Origin of the sequence: Nitrosopumilus oxyclinae (assembly GCF_013407165.1) — an archaeon.
Lineage (GTDB): Archaea > Thermoproteota > Nitrososphaeria > Nitrososphaerales > Nitrosopumilaceae > Nitrosopumilus > Nitrosopumilus oxyclinae.
The window spans coordinates 1,567,717-1,585,110 of the sequence record NZ_CP026994.1; the positions used below are offsets into that span (position 1 = coordinate 1,567,717).

Here is a 17,394-nt window from a genome sequence, read left to right on the forward strand (position 1 = left end):
TCGTCTATGAAGCTACCGGAAATTATTATAAACATCCTTCAAAAATTATTATGATGCGTGTTTTTGTAGCGATAGAAATTTCAAATAATAATATAATTAATGCGATTAAAAAATTTCAGAAAGGGGTCAATATCGATGCTAAACCTGTAGAATTGAAAAACCTACATTTTACCTTACAATTTTTAGGGGAAATTTCAGAGGAAATTACTCAAAAAATTATTCAATCTCTTAAAACAATCGAATTTTCAAGTTTTGATGTCAATTTAAAAGAAATTGGAGTATTTCCTAAGCCTAAATTTCCAAGAGTAATTTGGATTGGAACAGATGAAGTTGGAGGAAATATGTTAATTCGGCTATCCAAAAAAGTAGAAAAAATGTTAGAACCACTGGGATTTTTTTCAGATAAACCATTCAAACCTCATATCACAGTATTTAGAATTAAAAAGAAGATTGGAGACATATCAGGAGAAATGGAAAATTATAAAATGATAGATTTTGGAATTCAAAAAGTATCGAATATTAAATTGAAAAAAAGTGTCCTTACTACAAATGGACCAATTTATTCAGATTTAATGGAGGTTACTGCAAAAAAATGAATCCAATAATTTCTAAAGTTTCTAAAACTGTAATTCCTTCAAAAATAATTGAAAAATCAAAGAAGCAAATTGGAGAAACAGCTTTTAGACTGGTTGAAAAAGAAATTGAAAAATATTCAGAAGTGGAGGAATTAGAATTTGGCGGATCATTTGCTAAAGGAACTTGGTTAAGCAAAGATGCAGATGTGGATATATTCATAAAATTCAAAAAAAATGTATCTGAAGAAAAATTTGAAAAAATTTCTAAGAAAATTGGGTTTGATTCATTGAAAAAATATTCTCCTTACGTTAGATATTCTCAGCATCCATATGTTGAGGCTAAAATAAAAAATACTAAGATCAATGTTGTACCATGTTATGATGTAAAGATCGGAGAATGGAAAAGTGCTGCAGATAGATCACCATTTCATACAAAATTTATGGAAAAATCATTAACACCAAAAATGAGAAACGAGGTACGAGTTTTGAAGACATTTCTAAAATCAAATGGAATTTATGGTGCAGAAATAGCAAAACAAGGATTCAGCGGATATATTTCTGAAGTTTTAATTTTAGAATTTGGAAGTTTTGGAAATCTAATAAAATCAATTTCAAAAATTAATGAAAATCAAATCATTGGAAAAACAACTAAAAAATTTGATACATCAATTGTAGTGATTGATCCCATAGACAGTAATCGAAATTTAGCTGCTGCCATTTCAGATGAAAATATTGGAAAGTTCATACTTATTTCAAGGGCCTTTAAGGAAAAACCAAGTTTAGAATTTTTTAAGATTAGAAAAGCAAGAACGTCAAATAAATTTTGGAATAATTTATTGGTTGTAAAATTTAATTTCAAAGCGAGGAGTCCAGATATTATCTGGGGGCAAATTAAAAGAGCAACCTCAACATTGTCCACTCAGTTAGAACTAGGAGGATTTACCGTATTGAGAAGTAAATCTCATACAGATCAGCAAAAAGAAGCCTATCTTTTGTTCTTTTTAGAGTCTATCAAAATCAATGAAATTTATTCCAAAAGTGGACCTGAATTTTTCAGAGAAGATAGCACACACAGCTTCATTGCTAAAAATCTCAAAAATGCAGAATTAGTATGGGTTGGAAATAATAAAAAAATTATTTCCTTAGAAAAAAGAAATCATACTGATGCAGTAAATTTTATGAAAGAATTTTTGAAGAAAAATCTTCAAGTAGGCATACCAAAAGGTCTTCAAAGTGATTTTAAACAAGGTTTCAAAATATCCATAGGAAACAAAAATCTAAGCAAATCAATTAAAGAGGAAGCAGCTGAATTAATTTCAGTAGATGGCACACTCCTTCATTTCAATTAAAAAATTTTTAGAAAAACCATATTCTAACATTATAGGATATCCAAATGCAACTAGTCGTCAAATTAAATCAAGAATAAATGAATTAGAAAAATTAAAAATTAAATCAATTTCCTTAACAGGCCCTACTACACTTGGAAATTTAGCAATTTTAGGAAAAGGATACGTTGGTGTTGTAGTAATTGCAAAGAAAGGCAACAAAGAAGTTGCCCTAAAAATTAGAAGAACCGATTCTCCAAGAAAAGATATGAAAAACGAAGCAGTGTTATTAAAATTAGTTAATTCAGTTAAAGTGGGTCCAAAAATGATAGATGTTAGTAAAAATTTCCTAGTTATGGAATATCTTGAAGGGGAGAAATTTAGTAATTGGATTGAAACGTTAAAAGGAGTTGGAAGTGCAAAAAAATTAAAATCAACAATAAAAAGTGTATTAGAAGATTGTTATAGATTAGACCAAATTGGATTTGACCATGGTGAATTAAGCAATATTTCAAAACATGTTATTGTAGGTAAAACAAAATCTTCACTAATTGATTTTGAAAGTTCAAGTACGAAAAGAAGACCATCTAATGTTACATCAATAACTCAGGCCTTTTTCATCGGATCTGGAATTTCCAAAAAGACTCAAAAAATTTACAAAAATTCATCCAAAGAAAAAATCATTGGAGCACTCAAATCATACAAACAAGAAAAATCTCAAGAAAATTTTGAAAAATTACTCAAAATTTTAAAATTATAATGGGATCGGCAGGATTTGAACCTGCGACCACTAGTCCCCCAGACTAGTATCATACCAAGCTAGACTACGATCCCTCGCTTCAGAGGCACAAAATGAAATTATTAAATCGTCCTATTGATAAATAGAATTAATGAAACTTTGCAATATTTGCCATAAGATTTCTGCTACAGATCAAGATCACCTTGATTGTGTTCAAAGAAGAAGTATTGAAACAGAAGCTGAAGATTTTAAAAACAATATTCCAGAAAAACTCAATCTTTCAAAAAATACTCAAGAAATAGATGTAGGGGTTAAAGCAATTTTAGAGCATCTTTCAAAAAGTAAAGATTCAGATAAATAAATTAAAACCATTTTTCTAATCTTTCTTTTTCAAATTCTATCTTTTTAGAAAGATTATCAGAAGTTGATTCTGTGAGATTTGTCAATGGTTTTGATTGTGAAAACATATCAACTTCAATTACTGATGCAGTATCTCTGCCAGACTCAATAAAACAACCTCCTTTTCCATTAAACAATGCAGATTCTTCTTTGGACTGAATTTTTGCAATAATGTTTTGTGCTACTGCAATACCTTCTCCTTCTGCAAAAATTCCAGCTTTTGGAATTGCCATTTTTTCTGCAACAGTTAAACTAGTTACATCACCTACTGCAAAGACATTTTCAATTGGAGTTTTACAATCTCTATCAATTGGAATAAATCCAGAATCTTTAGCTAATCCAGAATCATAAATTACTTTAGGAGCAACATGTGGGGGAATAGCTAAAAGTATATCAAAATCAGCTTCACTGTTTTCAAAAATTAACTTTTTAGATTCAACAGATTTTATTTTACAAGAATTATGAAAAATAATTTGTTCTGAATTTACTAGTTCAAGAATTTGTTTACTAACTTCAGGTCCAGCAGCTGGTAAAGTAATAGGGGCAGGACTGTAAAAATCAATTTGAACAGAATCACGAATTCCTCGTTTTCGAAGCATAGAATCAATCAATAAACTGGCCTCAAATGGTGCTGGAGGGCATTTGTAAGGCATTCCCATTATAGAAATTGCAATTTTTCCAGATTCAATACTCTCAAGTCTCTCCCGTATTTGTAAAAGTTGATTGTGATCATAAAGATTGAAGCCATTTTGTTCCAATCCAGGAATTTTTTGAGGAGCCAATACTGCCCCCATTGAAATAATTAGAAAATCAAATGAAATTTCTTTAGTTTTTGTTTTTACATTCTTATTTTTAAAATTAATTGATAAAATTTCATCTTTAACGAAATCAATTTCTTTCTTTTGTAGTTCGTTTAATGATCCTATTGAATTTTCAAAAGTACGGGTTCCATTTATGATCCATAGTTTTGCAAATCCTACCATAAACCAATCTTTTTTATCAATTACAGTGATTTTTACTTGTGATGACAATAGTGTGTTTCTCAATTCATTTGCAGCTGAGAGTCCACCAAAACCTCCACCTAAAATTACAACATGCGGAATATTGGCCAACTTAAAGTGCTTGAGTAGTAGGTCGTATCAAAATCTCATTTACATTAACATGTGGCGGAGAATCAACTGCATACAAAATTGCGTTTGCAATATCCTCTGCTTGTAAAGCTTCCATCTTCTTTGCATTTTCAACAAATCCTTGTAAAGATTCATCAGTAATTGTATCATTTAGTTCCGTTGCAACAACTCCTGGTTCAATACTAGTTACTCTAATGTTAGAACGAACACTGAATTCTTGTCTTAATCCTTCAGTAAATGCTGCAACAGCATATTTAGTTGCACAATAAACACTACCCCCAGCAAAAACTATTCTTCCTGCTACGGATGATAGATTAACTATATGGCCTGATTTTTTTTCTTTCATATGTGAGATTACCGCGCCTGTAGAATACAAAACACCTTTGATATTCACATCAACCATTCTATCCCATTCATCAACTTTGAGGCTTTTGAATAAACTCAAAGGCATCAAACCTGCATTATTTACAAGAATGTCAATAGAACCCCATTTCTCTAAAACTGCTTTTGCAAAATTGTCACATTCAGCTCTTTGTGTTACATCTAATTTTTGATAAAATACTTCTCCACCATCAGATGTAATTTTTTTTGCAAGTTCTTCTAATCTGTCAACTCTTCTAGCACCTATTGCAACTTTTGCACCTGCTTTTGATAAGGCCAAAGCAGTGGCAAATCCTATTCCACTACTAGCTCCGGTAATTATTGCAACTTTATCTTTAATCATCTAATCTTCAAGCAAACTATGGTTGAACATCGTAAAAATGTTTAGACACTAAGAAATTTTAAGAAAATTCTAGCACCTTTATTAAAAGAAAAATAGTATTACACAATATGCAATCAGAAAAATGCGCTTACTGTGGTGATTTAACTGATTTGCCTTTTCAATGCAATTATTGCAAAGATCCTTTTTGTGCAGAACATAGACTACCTGAAGAACATAGATGTGTAAAACTTAGTCAAATTAGAGCTAAAAGATTTGGAGAGAGAAAAGTTATTCGTGATGGTGGACGTAACAAACCAAATATTTTAAAACGGATTTTTAGAAGACTACGAAATTAATACGGACTTTTGTCAGGAGAAATTTTTGCTCTTCTTCCTTGATAAATTAAAGCTATAGCAAGTGCAAACATCACCATTGCAGTTAATGGGAAATTTTGTGGTGCTGGTAAAATGAACCAATAATAAACTCCAAAACCTATGGACACAATTGCCTGTGTCCATAATTTTATCCATTTTGGTGCCTTTACTAATCTGCTGACAAGTTCCACTGCAAAAATTCCAATTACAGGATAAATTGTATAAAAAAGAAAATCAACTACATCAACGCCTGTATGAGACACATTTTATGATAATTAAAGGTATAATTTCTATCTAGTCTTCCAAATGAACCTTAGTTGCTATATTTTTTGCAATTAAGGCCTGAGCATTCTCATATGGAATAGTAGCTATATCTTCAGTCTTGAAAGGACCATATTTTTCAAGATCTGCACCAACAATTTCATCTACTTCATGTAAAAATCTAATAACAATTTTTTTTGTTTTATGATTCTGGGCTAATGATTCTAGAAATTTTGATTTTCCATTAATTGTTGCCGATACAATCATCTCTATTCTTTCTTTCTGATCCTCTTGTGAATCAAGAATAAATTTTTCTTCATCTAGTAAATAGCTTATTTCTAAATCAGAATTTTTTGAAATTTTATCTAATCGAATTTCTATTAATAGTGATGTTAATTCTGTCACCATCTCCACCATCGTATTTTTAATTTTATTTTCCACTCCATCAAATTCTTGTTTTTGTAAATTTCCAATGAAATCAGCTAGGTTTCTGTAAAAGTTAGGATCGATTTCTGAAATTGAATCATCTTCAATTTCACGTAAAACTATATGATGTAAAGAGTTAATATCGATTTGATTTGATTCTGACATTCTTACCTAATCCTTAAATGACTGTGTATTTGTGTTTGATTGAAGACTAAATTGCCATATAAAGTCAGCCACGGTAAAGCAATCCCAATATCATACTCACCAGACGAAGTTTTTTCAAGAATTCAACATGAAGATATTCAGTTCATTGATCTACAATTTACAGGTCTTACAGGTCATTTTCATCATACTACAATTTCAGCAAATACCTTTACTCCAGAACAAATGAGAGATGGATTACCAAAATTAGATGGTTCATCAATTATTGGATTTGCCGACATTAATGATTCAGATTTACTTTTAAAACCTGATCCAAATACATTTGCAATAATTCCTTGGATGACTGAAAATAAAACAGCCAGATTACTATGCGATGTTTATTGGGGAGAAGATAGAGGACGATTATCAAGAGACCCAAGAGGAATTTCTCAAAAGGCTGAAGAATATATCAAAACACAAGGATTTGATTTTAGTACGTGGGGTCCAGAAGTTGAATTTTTTGTATTTGACAAAGTACACTGGGATGTTCTAACACCTTACAAAGGTCAATCATATTCTATTGAATCAAAAGAAGCTCCATGGAATCAATCAGGTGATGGTTATCCTATGGGATTACAAGAAGGATATTACCCAAGTACTCCAGCAGATACTCTTACGCCATATAGAAATGAATGTGTAAATATTCTCAATAAGAATTTTGGAATTTTATGTGATAATCATCATCATGAAGTAGCAACAGCAGGTCAATGTGAAATTGATATCAAATATGATCGCATGACAAATGCTGCTGACGCTGCACAATCATACAAATTTGTTATTAGAAATGTTGCACAAAAATATGGAAAAGTTGCAACAATGATGCCAAAACCAATTGCAATGGATTCAGGTTCTGGTATGCATGTTAATGTTAGTTTATGGAAGGATAATCTAAATGCATTTTATGATTCAGATGATGAAATTGAATTAAGTCAACTTGGACGATACTTTTGTGGCGGTATCATTAATCATGCAAAATCATTATCTGCTATTTGTAATCCTACAACTAACTCATATCACAGATTAGTTCCAGGATATGAAGCTCCAGCATACATTGCATGGAGTTCTGGAAATCGTTCTGCCATTGTAAGAGTTCCAAAACACCTCAAAGGAAAAAATTATGCTAATTTAAAACGACTTGAATTCAGAGCCCCTGATCCTTCATCAAATCCATATCTAGTATTTGCAGCAGTAACTGCAGCAGGAATGGATGGAGTGAAGAAAAAGATGGATCCAGGACCTGAAGTTCGTGATGATATCTTCAAGATGACTAAATCTGATAGAGCAAAAAGAGGAATTGGTGTTCTTCCAAAAAGTCTTGGAGAAGCATTAGATGAATTAGAAAGTGATAGAAAATATCTTAACACAATTTTCACAAATGATGTAATTGATAAAATTATAGAATTAGAAAGAAGAGACCAACGAGAAATAGCCATTAGACCACATCCACACGAATTTTATCTGTACTTTGATGTTTAAGCTCTTCCAGTAAATTGAAAAATATAGAATAATGAAATAGCCATTAGTGCAAATCCACTTCCTAGAAATATTATTCTATTATTTTCAGATGTTGCAGCTCTGTATAGTAGAATTCCACCTGCAAGACCTACAAACAATATCAATACTCCACTAATCACTCCATCAAAACTAGTGTTAGTGATAAGTGGATGAAATAATCCTGAAAGTAATGCAAAAAATGCAATTAAGTAAATGTATTTGAATCCAGTAAGGGCTTTAGATGTGGTTTGATTCAATATTTTTCGTAAATAGATTTAGCAATTAAAGGTTTGAAATATTTTCAAAATGATTTACATCATTCCGCCCATGTCAGGCATGCCACCCATTCCAGGCATTCCGCCCATACCAGGCATTCCAGGTGGCATTCCAGGCATTCCACCTTCTCCTCCTCCAGGAGGTCCACCTGCTGATTTTTGAGTAGCAATAACATCATCGATTCTAAGAATCATACATGCAGCTTCTGCAGCTGCTGAAACAATTTGTAGTTTAACTGCTAATGGTTCAATAATATCACTTGATTTCATATTTGCAATTTTTCCTTTCATAACATCAATTCCAGTCCATTTTTCTCCTTTCTGTTGCTTAGAACGTAAAACTGTGAGAGTATCAATTGGATCCATTCCAGCATTTTCAGATAATGTTAATGGGATTTCTTCTAAAGCATCAGCAAATTTTTCTGCTGCAAGTTGTTCTCTACCTTCTAAAGATTTAGCCCAACTTCTAATTTTTGTTGCTGCATAAGTTTCTGGGGCACCGCCACCTGCAACAATTTGAGGTTTTAAAATCACATCTTTTACAACCATTAAAGCATCATGAACAGAACGTTCTACTTCATCTACTACTCTTTGTGAACCTGCACGAAGAAGTAATGTTACTGATTTTGGATGTTTACATCCTTCAACAAATACCCATTTGTCTTCTTCAATTTTTCTTTCTTCTACAGTTTCAGCAATACCAAGATCTTTTTCAAATAAATCATCAAGATTAGTAACTATTCTAGCTCCTGTTGCTTTTGCAAGTTTAGTAAGATCACTTTCTTTAATTCTTCTAACAGCAATAATGCCAGCCTTTGCAAGATAGTGTTGAGCCATATCATCTAATCCTTTTTGGCATAATACTACATTAGCACCAGAACCAATTACTTTGTCAACCATTGTTTTTAGCATTCTGTTTTCTTCATCTAAAAATGATTTTAGTTGTTGAGGATTTGAAATGTTAATTTTTGCATCAGTTTCAGTTTTACTAATTTCTAATGCAGTATTGATTAATGCAATTTTAGCATCGGTAATTTTTCTTGGCATTCCTCCATGAACAATTTCTTTATCAAGAACAATGCCTTGAATAATAGTTGAATCTCTGATAGAACCACCTGCTTTCTTTTCTACTTTAATATCATCAATATCAACTTCAAAAGATTCACCATCTTTTTCTGCAACAGCAAGTACCGATTTTACAATAATATCTGCAAGTAAATCAGAATCTTTTCTAACTAGTTTAGTTTGCATAGAAGTTTTTGCAATTTTATTTAGAATAGTTTTATCATTTGCTGAAATTGTAACTGCAATTTCTTCAAGGTATTCTTTTGCTTTTCTTGCAGCTTTTCTATATCCATCTACAATAATTGTTGGATGAACATCTTGATCAATTAATGATTCAGCCTGTGAAAGTAATGCGCCTGCTAATACAACAGCAGAAGTTGTACCATCTCCTACTTCATTATCTGTAGTTTTTGATATTTCAACTAGCATTTTTGCTGCTGGATGTTGAACATCAATTTCTTTTAGAATTGTAGCACCATCATTTGTAATTGTAACGTCGCCTAAGGAATCAACTAGCATTTTATCCATGCCTCTTGGACCAAGGCTGGTATGAACAATTTCAGCAATAATTTTGGCTGCTGCAATGTTATTCTTTTGAGCTTCACGTCCTTTAGTTTCAGTACCGCCTTCTTTTAGCAAAACAACAGGCATGTTGCCTTTTGAAGTTGCTTGCATTCCCATAGATGCCAAAACTCCGGATTCCCCTTTTATACCTTCCAGATCAAGATCGGTGTTTTTCAAATCATATCGGTGTTTTTAAATTGGGAAAATCAAGATGCAAAATATGGCAAAATCCCAGAATAAAGAATCTTATGATAAAATTTTTACAAGTTTAAAAGAACATCACAAATGGTTTGAAAATTCAATTCCATTGATTGCAAGTGAAAATATTCCCAGTCCGGCAGTCAGGGAAGCAATAATTTCTGATTTTGGAAATAGATATGCAGAAGGATGGCCTGGAGAAAGAGTCTATGCAGGTTGTGTCTACATTGATGAGGTAGAGTTTGAATGTATGAAATTAGCTAAAAAATTATACAAAGCAAAATTTGCAGATGTTAGACCAATTTCAGGAGTTGTTGCAAACTTAGCAATTTATTCTGCATTTACAAATCCTGGTGACATTATGTTAGCACCATCAATTCCTGCAGGCGGACATATCTCTCATGGTAAGAAGGAACATTCTGGAACTGCTGGATTAGTTCATGGATTAGAAATTGAATTCTATCCATTTAATGCTGAAGAAATGACAATTGATGTAGATAAAACAAAACAAAAAGTAAAAGATCTCAAAAAACAAAATCGTCTTCCAAAAATGGCAATGTTTGGTGGTTCATTATTCTTGTTCCCTCATCCTGTCAAAGAATTATCAGATTTTCTAAAGAGTTACGATATGCATATCAATTATGATGCAGCTCATGTTGCAGGATTAATTGCTGGAGGGAAATTCCAGGATCCTTTACGCGAAGGAGCAGATACAATGACTATGAGTACTCATAAGACTTTGTTTGGTCCTCAAGGAGGACTTGTCTTAGGTTCAAAAGAACATGAAGAAGTTATCAAAAAAGCAACTTTCCCGGGTCTTACTAGTAGTCATCATATTCATCACATGGCTGGAAAAGCTGTTGCATTTGCAGAAGCATTAGAGTTTGGAAAAGATTATGCAGTTGAAGTAATTAAAAATGCCAAAATATTTGCAGGAGCCTTGAGTGATATGGGATTCAAAGTATTAGGTGAAAGTAGAGGCTTTACAGAATCACATCAAATTGCAGTTAATGTTTTAGATTATTCTGATGGTGGAAAAGTAGAAGCAGATTTAGAAAAAGCTAACATCATTGTTAACAGACAATTAATTCCTGGAGATATTAAAGCAGGAAGAAATTATTTCCATCCAGGCGGAATTAGATTAGGAGTTTCTGAAATTACACGATTAGGAATGAAGAAAAATGAAATGCAAGAAATTGCTTCCTATCTAAAACAAGTTGTAATTGATAAAAAAGATCCAAAGAAGATACTTTCAAAAGTTAAATCATTCAGAAAAGACTTTCAGAAAGTTAAATTTTGTTTTGATAATAAATTGGGCGCCTACGAATACGTCAAATTAAGATAAATTTACGAATAGTCTGAAAGCAGGGATTGATCTCCTCGACTCTTCCCAAATACTAATTCAATTTCATCTGATAAGGCATGAATTCTTCCTTTTTGATATTCACCAACATCATATTTTTCAACTAGTCTTTTTGCAAGTTTCAAATATTTTTCTACAGAACCCCTAGTAATTGTGGCAATTAGTTTATGCCCACAAACACATGTTTGAATTAAAGGCATACGACGATATGATTTTCCACATGCTGTACATCTGAAACTTTGTCTTGCATATGCTCTAAGATTTCCCATTAAATCTGGAACTAAATGAGTTGAAATTACGTTTGAAACAAGTTCTGCAGGATTTACTACGTTGATTAATTCAGCATTTCTGACTTGCATATCAAATTTGTCAAGCATAGAGCCAAGTGTGGAATATGCACTTCTTGATTTGGATGTTGTAAGTGATAAAGTGGAATGTGTAAAGTGATAATCATAGAATTGTCTTTCAGTATCAAGTCGCGATTTAATAATCTCAATTGATGATACATCTGATGCTTTTACTTGTTCAAATGTAGATTCAAAAAATTCCAAAGGAAGTATTTTTGTAACCTCAAGATTATGTGCTTGTGGTTGAGATTCATGTGGTAAAACATGTGGTTGAATAAGTAACGGTGCATCCATTAAACCACCAATTCTATCTGATAGAAACTGTCTTGAGAAATTTAGAAGGCTATCCATTAGTAATATTATAGAATCAGCATCTCCATCAGCGTCTCTTCTTTTTGCAGAATGCCAATTTGGAGTTCCAAAACAAACATGAGTTTCAGTATATCCAATAATTCTTCCAACTATTCCTACTGATGTGTGAGGAGCTAAACCAATTATTAGATGTCCAACTAATTCCTCTAAATTTTTTACATTGTAAAACGAAGATTTTCCATAGAATTTTTCTAAAAGAACATCAACATATTTACAAGTATTAACTAGATATTTTCCGATTTCATTTGGTATAATGACATCCTGCATTCGAATCTCAATAATTTGATCAATAGATTCGAGAGGTTTTCCATCTACATCATGAGAATACCCAAGTTCTTTTAGTTTCTCTATAGATGTTCCAATCCAAGATGGTTTGAATTGAGTAAGAGGAGAATTTGTTGCGTCACATCTCACTGTTCCGTCTTTGAAAGTGGTTAAACCAAAGTTTTGTCTTACAAGTCCCTTTTCTAATGGTTCTGCAATTTTATCTTGATTAATTAATTCCTTGACTCCTTTGAAAGGCTCTTTTGCACGAATTCCCATTTTTTCCTGAGCTAAAAGCAATCTAGATTTTAATGGAAATGCTTGGTGAGAATGAGCTGGGGCTTTTCGCTTGCATTTTTCACAAAATGGTTCATTAAGAGTATCTCTGCAATTGGAACATCTGTAAATTATCGATGTTTTGATACCACAGATAGAACATCTTATTCCAATAGAAGGTTGATTACATTTAGTACAAAGACGATTAATGATATTTGCAAAAAAATGTTCATTTCTCGATGCTTTGAGTAGATCTCTGGTAGGTCCACCCTTGTCACTAATTGGAAATAATACATGTGTAGGAGGTTTCATTTGCCTTGGAGCTGCTTTTTCAGGTCTTCCAATTCTAACTCCAATACTTGTCGAAAATTTGTTCCTAATTTGAATACCTGATGATTGTGACAAGATTTTTGGAACAGATAAATCACTAATTGTTGGTTTTTCTCTAAACAGTAAATTAAAGAAAATTTTTGCTTCTTGATGTTCTAAGATCAATGTTTCATTTTCAACTTTATGAGGAGTTCCCAAGTTTTCAAGAATTTTTTTAACTTGAATAGAATATTCTATTGATGTTTCATTGACTTTTTTTGGTTCTAAAAGTTTGAGAAGATCTTCTGATGAAATCTTATCCCAGAAATACAGATAATGTGGATGTAGTGGAATTTTAAAATCAAGTGAAATTTTTAATGCTTCATCTAGTGTTGGAATTTTATTCAAAAATTGGTTTAGAACTTGATCATTTGGCTCATATTTTTCAATTTTTTGTTTTAATTCTTCTATCCAGAATTCTTCGACAAAAGCTGAAGGTACCAGTTGAGCATTATTTTCTAAAAAATCTCCAAATGAAATTAAAATATCCCCAAGATGTAGAATTTTTTCAATATCATTTTTAATTTCTAGACCATGTTTTACATCACGAATTTTTACAACACTACCATTATTGAGACGAACAGTTGGAGTATCGATTGAATCAACAAATGCCACAGTTGCTCCCTTTCCAGGAATATCTATTTTGATTTGAGTTCCTACTGCTATCGTATGATCTAAAATTTCTGCAATTACTGGATGAATTCCTACTGCTGCAAAGCCAGTATTGCATGATCTGCCATATCTTAAACGAAAACCTCCTAATTTGTTAGGCATAGATAGGACTGACCTACCTGTAATTACTTCACGCATTCTTTTAGCTGCTGCATCTTCTTGATTATCACCAGTTTGAACTGCCCCTTTGAGATCATTGAGCCATTCCCATCCATCTAGATTATACAATTCAATTCTTTTCAAGAGTTTTTTTGATCTTCCAATCAGTCCATCATTTAAGACACGTAAGGCTCCTCCTCTGACTCGGTCAGTCTTGATTCTAGCCATGCCTTTATGATTGACCACCTCATATGGATCAGTATCAACTCCTGCCAATTCTACAGGAAGATTAGAGATTACATGTTCAATGTCTTCATCCAAAATATGGAATTGAAAGCTGCTTGCTTCTCTTTCATAGATTCGTAATTCTTCAACAAATCTGCCTGTTTCATCATCAAATGAATTAGCTTGAAACTTCGATAGACCTGCAATTTTTCTGACATGATCTGCAATTAACAATGTAACAGCAGACTCTGTTCCGCCTGCTGAACGCATTGGTCCTGCAATTGAAACAGAAAGATATTCAGTGCCGTCTTTATTTTTCTTAATTTTTACTTCACTGATTCCTTGCAGTGGTGCAATAGTAACCCCTTCAGTAATAATAGCCAATCCTACACGTACTGCAAGATCTAATTTGTCCTCCAGTGTAGCATCTGGAAGACAATATTTGCCCAGAGCGATCTCTTTTGCTAAAATTAATGCTGAAAGTTCTTTTCCATTAATTTTTAAAATTTCTCTTAATGGATCAGCAATATCAATTTCGTGCATTTTTGCAACTCGGTCAGCTAGGTCAAAAGCGATTTTAGGTTCAATGATACCTGAAGAGTCAACTAGGCTAGATTTTGCAGATGCTGCATGTTCAAATATGGAATACGTCTCATCTGATAGGCTGGTATAGTAATCCAGATAGTAATCTGGCATTTTGATATCACTAATTCGAGAGATTGCATCGTTTTCAGACATCACAGTCCTACTACTTGCTTCTTTGAATTGCTTTTGCTATTTCTTCGAGTTTTTTGATACTTCCACCTTTTTCAAGAAAAGTTCCAATAACTAATGCATCTGCTCCGGCTTTAGCCAAACTTTCAGCAGTTTTTACATCTTTGATGCCTCCACCCACTATCAAAAATCCATTAAATGCGTGTCTGACAGTTTTTACCATTTCAGGAGTAACATGGGTTTTTGCACCAGATCCTGCCTCCAAGTAAACAAATCTCATACCTAAAAATTGAGCAGCGAGAGAATATGCTGCAGCAATTTTTGGTTTTTCAAATGGAATTCCTCTTGCTGAACCAACAAACCATGCTGATGTTCCATCACCTATTACTAAATAGGCAGTTGGAAGTGGTTCTAATCCAAATTTTAGAACACTTGGAGCGCCTAAAGCCTGTGCCTGGGTGATAAAATATGGATTTTCAGAGTTCATCAGTGAACTAAACAATATGGCATCTGCATCAGGTACAACACCTGTAACATTGCCTGGGAATAAGATAATTGGAATTTTTAGGCCTTTTTTGATTCCTTTTACAACTTGAGCCATTTCAATTTGGTCAGTTGCTGATGAACCTCCAACTAGAATTGCCGAGGCGCCAATCTTTTCAACATCTTTGGCAAGCTTACTTGATGCCTCCAAGTTGGATACTTCTGAATCAATTAATACGAATAGTAATGTATTTTTCTTTTTTAATTCAGATTTTAGGAATGATTCAACTTTGTCTCCAGCCATAGAAAGAGTTTGTAGATGTCTCTTTAAAGTTTAATTGGAATGCTGTATACAGATTTGTATAGCTATGGACAAGTTAGAAGAATCTAATTTTAACAATATTATCCGTAAAATCATCAAAAAATCACTGTTTACAGAGCGACAAGTTGAAATTATTTTAAATCAGAAAGATCTTCTTGAATCCAATTTTTCCATTAGTAAAGGTGCGTATTATAGGCAGGTTGGTCAATCTAGAGACAAATTAATTGGATTATTCTACTCAATCATACTTTTTCGTGGCTTAGGCATACTTTTGCCTGATGATATTGATGTGATATCAAAACTTTCTGAACAAATTAGTGTGATTAATGAGAGTGATATTTTTCCTGAAAGGGAAGATGAAGTGATTGATGTGATTGATAGGCTCATTCGTCAGGCATGTAACATGTGATGAATGTGATTATCCAAGATTATGGCTATTCAAATTGTATGTGATAATGTGTGTGAGATTGTTAATCTAAAGTGTGAAATAATATTGTTCAATCACGATAAATCACGTTGCAGGCATAGAAGTTGTGATGTTAGTAGAAATTCCTGAACCTGAAGTGATTTTAAGTGTGATTTTAGCATTCATTATTGGTATTGTTGGATTGTATACCTACTTCAAAGTACGTCCTTTTGTAAAAACTAGAAGTGATGTATTTGATGCCTCACAAGCTGAACGTTTAGAGTATTATGAAAGACAGTTAATTGATATGAAAATACGCCTAGATGCCTTTGAAATGCAAGGAATTGAGCAAAAAGTGGAGGATCCTAACCTAGAATTAAAACAATTTTTAGAAAAATTAGCAAAGAATGAAGTTCAAGAAAGACCAGTTGAAGTTATCACTAAGACTGAAGTTACATCTCAAAAGGAAGATTCTAAGCCTATTATTCAAAATATTACGCCTACAAATCCAATTGATTATGTGTTGCATTTAATCACAACAAAATCTATGACATCACGTGACATACAAATCACATTAAAGAAAAGTCGTGAGCATACTTCACGCCTGATGAAAAAGTTGTTTGAAGAAGGATATGTACAAAGAAATACTGAATCTAAACCATATACTTACTCAATTACTGAAAAAGGAATTGCAAAAGTAGAACAAACAGATGATAATCTCTTAATACAATAAGATATTTTTTAATTTTTTAGTAATAAATTTAGTATATTTCAAGAAAATTAGTCATGTTTTATAATGAAATTATATTTAGATAATTTATTAAATTATATATATTATTAAATTATAGTAATAATATGTCAGTACAAGACAATGAAGTTTTAGTAAAAATTACATCTGCTGGTACAATATCCATTCCAAAACAGTTTAGAAAATACATGGATATCCAAAAAGGTGAATATGTCAAAGTAATTCTCGGAAAAGATAGATTATTGGTTAGAAAAGTAACAATTTCTTAATCAATTATTGTTGTTTTTGAGGTATTTTGATAGTCTGATATGTCCATTCTCGACCATTTCTGGTTCTATTTACCCTACCTTTTGTAGCAAATCGTGACAAGTAAGTGGAAATAATGCTAAGTTTCACAGGTTCATTATACTCATCTTCATATTTCTCAAGAATGTTTGTAGAGGTAAATTTGCCCATTGGGAAAAACTTGTCAACAATATTCGAAATTTTAGAACCTACTGAATCCATGTTTGTTGGTTCTTGTTCTTCTTCAATATTCATCAAATCCATCATTTCAAAAATTTTAAGAACTTTTTCTCGAGTTACATTACCATCTAATTTGATATCATATCGAGCCCCTTCAGAATCTTCCATATTGATTCGAATGTGTTTTTTAGTCATCTTTGAGATCTAATTGATTAAATGTTAACAGTTGAAATGATCCCAGAATATTTGTTAACTAAGTGGTTTGTTAACATTGACTGCCTGAGCCACGCCTAGAGTATATTCTGTTATTAACAACTAATTCATAATTAATCTACTAAATCAAGATAATTTCATACCTGGAGTGGAAATGAAGGGGTTAGATTGATGATATTCACAGTGTTAACATCCACCTTAACGCCTGGAATGGAAATAAAGGGGTTAAAATGGGCTTTTTCAGACATTTCTTAACACCAAATTAACAATAATGTTAACTCATACCCAATTTAGGATTTAACCCACACACCTATCTTTCCACTCTAT

General features: G+C 32.4%; 19 protein-coding genes and 1 tRNA gene. 10 read left to right on the plus strand and 10 right to left on the minus strand.

The genetic code is table 11. The annotated features are described in order from the left end of the window. Positions 1 to 53: 53 nt before the first annotated feature. The 3 genes from thpR to C5F49_RS09460 are packed head-to-tail and all read left to right on the plus strand — an operon-like array spanning position 54 to position 2,660. The gene (gene thpR, locus C5F49_RS09450) at positions 54 to 596 is read left to right on the plus strand and encodes an RNA 2',3'-cyclic phosphodiesterase (protein WP_179363656.1); all 543 of its coding nucleotides are present in this window, start codon (positions 54 to 56) and stop codon (positions 594 to 596) included. Further along, positions 593 to 1,924 (plus strand): CCA tRNA nucleotidyltransferase, encoded by a 1,332-nt coding sequence (cca, locus tag C5F49_RS09455; protein ID WP_179362719.1) that lies wholly within the window; start codon positions 593 to 595, stop codon positions 1,922 to 1,924. The genes thpR and cca overlap by 4 nt, the downstream gene beginning before the upstream one ends. Continuing rightward, positions 1,899 to 2,660, plus strand: a complete 762-nt coding sequence (locus C5F49_RS09460) for an RIO1 family regulatory kinase/ATPase domain-containing protein (RefSeq protein WP_179362720.1) — start codon at positions 1,899 to 1,901, stop codon at positions 2,658 to 2,660. Before cca ends, C5F49_RS09460 begins: the two co-directional genes overlap by 26 nt. Here C5F49_RS09460 and C5F49_RS09465 read toward each other — a convergent pair. After that, a tRNA-Pro gene (locus C5F49_RS09465) sits at positions 2,661 to 2,734 on the minus strand. Positions 2,735 to 2,790: 56 nt separating this feature from the next. On the opposite strand from C5F49_RS09465, the gene C5F49_RS09470 reads away from it, so the two are divergent. Further along, positions 2,791 to 3,000, plus strand: coding sequence for a hypothetical protein (locus C5F49_RS09470; RefSeq protein WP_179362721.1), 210 nt, complete (start codon positions 2,791 to 2,793; stop codon positions 2,998 to 3,000). 1 nt (position 3,001) lies between these two features. Here C5F49_RS09470 and C5F49_RS09475 read toward each other — a convergent pair whose 3' ends face one another. Together C5F49_RS09475 and C5F49_RS09480 are read right to left on the minus strand one after the other, a co-directional pair. Beyond that, positions 3,002 to 4,150 (minus strand): NAD(P)/FAD-dependent oxidoreductase, encoded by a 1,149-nt coding sequence (locus C5F49_RS09475; protein ID WP_179362722.1) that lies wholly within the window; start codon positions 4,148 to 4,150, stop codon positions 3,002 to 3,004. A gap of 1 nt (position 4,151) precedes the next feature. After that, positions 4,152 to 4,892 carry an SDR family oxidoreductase gene (locus tag C5F49_RS09480; protein WP_179362723.1) on the minus strand — a complete coding sequence of 247 codons (741 nt, stop codon included), beginning with the start codon at positions 4,890 to 4,892 and terminating at the stop codon, positions 4,152 to 4,154. Between the two features lie 107 nt (positions 4,893 to 4,999). Between C5F49_RS09480 and C5F49_RS09485 the strand changes: the two genes are divergently transcribed. After that, positions 5,000 to 5,227: an AN1-type zinc finger domain-containing protein gene (locus C5F49_RS09485; protein ID WP_179362724.1), complete on the plus strand. Its 228-nt coding sequence runs from the start codon at positions 5,000 to 5,002 to the stop codon at positions 5,225 to 5,227. On the opposite strand, the gene C5F49_RS09490 is transcribed toward C5F49_RS09485, so the two are convergent. Continuing rightward, positions 5,224 to 5,508: a hypothetical protein gene (locus C5F49_RS09490; RefSeq protein ID WP_179362725.1), complete on the minus strand. Its 285-nt coding sequence runs from the start codon at positions 5,506 to 5,508 to the stop codon at positions 5,224 to 5,226. The genes C5F49_RS09485 and C5F49_RS09490 overlap by 4 nt on opposite strands. Positions 5,509 to 5,539: 31 nt before the next feature. Next, positions 5,540 to 6,097, minus strand: a complete 558-nt coding sequence (locus C5F49_RS09495) for a DNA replication complex subunit Gins51 (RefSeq protein ID WP_179362726.1) — start codon at positions 6,095 to 6,097, stop codon at positions 5,540 to 5,542. 51 nt (positions 6,098 to 6,148) lie between these two features. On the opposite strand from C5F49_RS09495, the gene glnA reads away from it, so the two are divergent. Beyond that, on the plus strand, positions 6,149 to 7,609 hold the full coding sequence (gene glnA, locus C5F49_RS09500) for a type I glutamate--ammonia ligase (protein ID WP_179362727.1): 1,461 nt from the start codon (positions 6,149 to 6,151) through the stop codon (positions 7,607 to 7,609). On the opposite strand, the gene C5F49_RS09505 is transcribed toward glnA, so the two are convergent. Together C5F49_RS09505 and thsB are read right to left on the minus strand one after the other, a co-directional pair. After that, positions 7,606 to 7,884, minus strand: a complete 279-nt coding sequence (locus C5F49_RS09505; protein WP_179362728.1) for a hypothetical protein — start codon at positions 7,882 to 7,884, stop codon at positions 7,606 to 7,608. The genes glnA and C5F49_RS09505 overlap by 4 nt on opposite strands. A gap of 54 nt (positions 7,885 to 7,938) precedes the next feature. Then, positions 7,939 to 9,648, minus strand: a complete 1,710-nt coding sequence (thsB, locus tag C5F49_RS09510; protein WP_179363657.1) for a thermosome subunit beta — start codon at positions 9,646 to 9,648, stop codon at positions 7,939 to 7,941. A gap of 103 nt (positions 9,649 to 9,751) precedes the next feature. On the opposite strand from thsB, the gene C5F49_RS09515 reads away from it, so the two are divergent. Further along, on the plus strand, positions 9,752 to 11,074 hold the full coding sequence (locus tag C5F49_RS09515; RefSeq protein ID WP_179362729.1) for a serine hydroxymethyltransferase: 1,323 nt from the start codon (positions 9,752 to 9,754) through the stop codon (positions 11,072 to 11,074). A gap of 2 nt (positions 11,075 to 11,076) precedes the next feature. Here the strand turns inward: C5F49_RS09515 and C5F49_RS09520 are convergent, their stop codons facing one another. Both C5F49_RS09520 and C5F49_RS09525 read right to left on the minus strand, forming a co-directional pair. Next, positions 11,077 to 14,454, minus strand: coding sequence for a DNA polymerase II large subunit (locus C5F49_RS09520; RefSeq protein WP_179362730.1), 3,378 nt, complete (start codon positions 14,452 to 14,454; stop codon positions 11,077 to 11,079). Between the two features lie 10 nt (positions 14,455 to 14,464). Further along, positions 14,465 to 15,217: a phosphoglycerol geranylgeranyltransferase gene (locus C5F49_RS09525; RefSeq protein WP_179362731.1), complete on the minus strand. Its 753-nt coding sequence runs from the start codon at positions 15,215 to 15,217 to the stop codon at positions 14,465 to 14,467. A gap of 64 nt (positions 15,218 to 15,281) precedes the next feature. Between C5F49_RS09525 and C5F49_RS09530 the strand changes: the two genes are divergently transcribed. The 3 genes from C5F49_RS09530 to C5F49_RS09540 all read left to right on the plus strand — a co-directional run bounded on the left by C5F49_RS09530 (position 15,282) and on the right by C5F49_RS09540 (position 16,658). Further along, complete coding sequence (locus tag C5F49_RS09530; protein WP_179362732.1) at positions 15,282 to 15,644, plus strand: hypothetical protein; 363 nt, start codon at positions 15,282 to 15,284, stop codon at positions 15,642 to 15,644. Positions 15,645 to 15,771: 127 nt separating this feature from the next. Then, complete coding sequence (locus tag C5F49_RS09535; protein WP_179363658.1) at positions 15,772 to 16,374, plus strand: winged helix DNA-binding protein; 603 nt, start codon at positions 15,772 to 15,774, stop codon at positions 16,372 to 16,374. Between the two features lie 122 nt (positions 16,375 to 16,496). Continuing rightward, the gene (locus tag C5F49_RS09540) at positions 16,497 to 16,658 is read left to right on the plus strand and encodes an AbrB/MazE/SpoVT family DNA-binding domain-containing protein (protein WP_014966078.1); all 162 of its coding nucleotides are present in this window, start codon (positions 16,497 to 16,499) and stop codon (positions 16,656 to 16,658) included. Between the two features lie 4 nt (positions 16,659 to 16,662). Here the strand turns inward: C5F49_RS09540 and C5F49_RS09545 are convergent, their stop codons facing one another. Then, positions 16,663 to 17,049, minus strand: a complete 387-nt coding sequence (locus C5F49_RS09545; RefSeq protein WP_179362733.1) for a hypothetical protein — start codon at positions 17,047 to 17,049, stop codon at positions 16,663 to 16,665. Between the last annotated feature and the right edge of the window lie 345 nt (positions 17,050 to 17,394).

Excerpts from the sequence above, each read along its gene's own strand:
- thsB (WP_179363657.1), bottom strand. The coding sequence starts at position 9,648 with ATGGGAATGCAAGCAACTTCAAAAGGCAACATGCCTGTTGTTTTGCTA.
- C5F49_RS09540 (WP_014966078.1), top strand. The coding sequence starts at position 16,497 with ATGTCAGTACAAGACAATGAAGTTTTAGTAAAAATTACATCTGCTGGT.
- C5F49_RS09485 (WP_179362724.1), top strand. The coding sequence starts at position 5,000 with ATGCAATCAGAAAAATGCGCTTACTGTGGTGATTTAACTGATTTGCCT.
- C5F49_RS09470 (WP_179362721.1), top strand. The coding sequence starts at position 2,791 with ATGAAACTTTGCAATATTTGCCATAAGATTTCTGCTACAGATCAAGAT.
- C5F49_RS09495 (WP_179362726.1), bottom strand. The coding sequence starts at position 6,097 with ATGTCAGAATCAAATCAAATCGATATTAACTCTTTACATCATATAGTT.
- C5F49_RS09480 (WP_179362723.1), bottom strand. The coding sequence starts at position 4,892 with ATGATTAAAGATAAAGTTGCAATAATTACCGGAGCTAGTAGTGGAATA.
- C5F49_RS09530 (WP_179362732.1), top strand. The coding sequence starts at position 15,282 with ATGGACAAGTTAGAAGAATCTAATTTTAACAATATTATCCGTAAAATC.
- C5F49_RS09515 (WP_179362729.1), top strand. The coding sequence starts at position 9,752 with ATGGCAAAATCCCAGAATAAAGAATCTTATGATAAAATTTTTACAAGT.
- C5F49_RS09520 (WP_179362730.1), bottom strand. The coding sequence starts at position 14,454 with ATGTCTGAAAACGATGCAATCTCTCGAATTAGTGATATCAAAATGCCA.
- C5F49_RS09460 (WP_179362720.1), top strand. The coding sequence starts at position 1,899 with ATGGCACACTCCTTCATTTCAATTAAAAAATTTTTAGAAAAACCATAT.
- C5F49_RS09535 (WP_179363658.1), top strand. The coding sequence starts at position 15,772 with ATGTTAGTAGAAATTCCTGAACCTGAAGTGATTTTAAGTGTGATTTTA.
- cca (WP_179362719.1), top strand. The coding sequence starts at position 593 with ATGAATCCAATAATTTCTAAAGTTTCTAAAACTGTAATTCCTTCAAAA.
- C5F49_RS09525 (WP_179362731.1), bottom strand. The coding sequence starts at position 15,217 with ATGGCTGGAGACAAAGTTGAATCATTCCTAAAATCTGAATTAAAAAAG.
- C5F49_RS09545 (WP_179362733.1), bottom strand. The coding sequence starts at position 17,049 with ATGACTAAAAAACACATTCGAATCAATATGGAAGATTCTGAAGGGGCT.
- thpR (WP_179363656.1), top strand. The coding sequence starts at position 54 with ATGCGTGTTTTTGTAGCGATAGAAATTTCAAATAATAATATAATTAAT.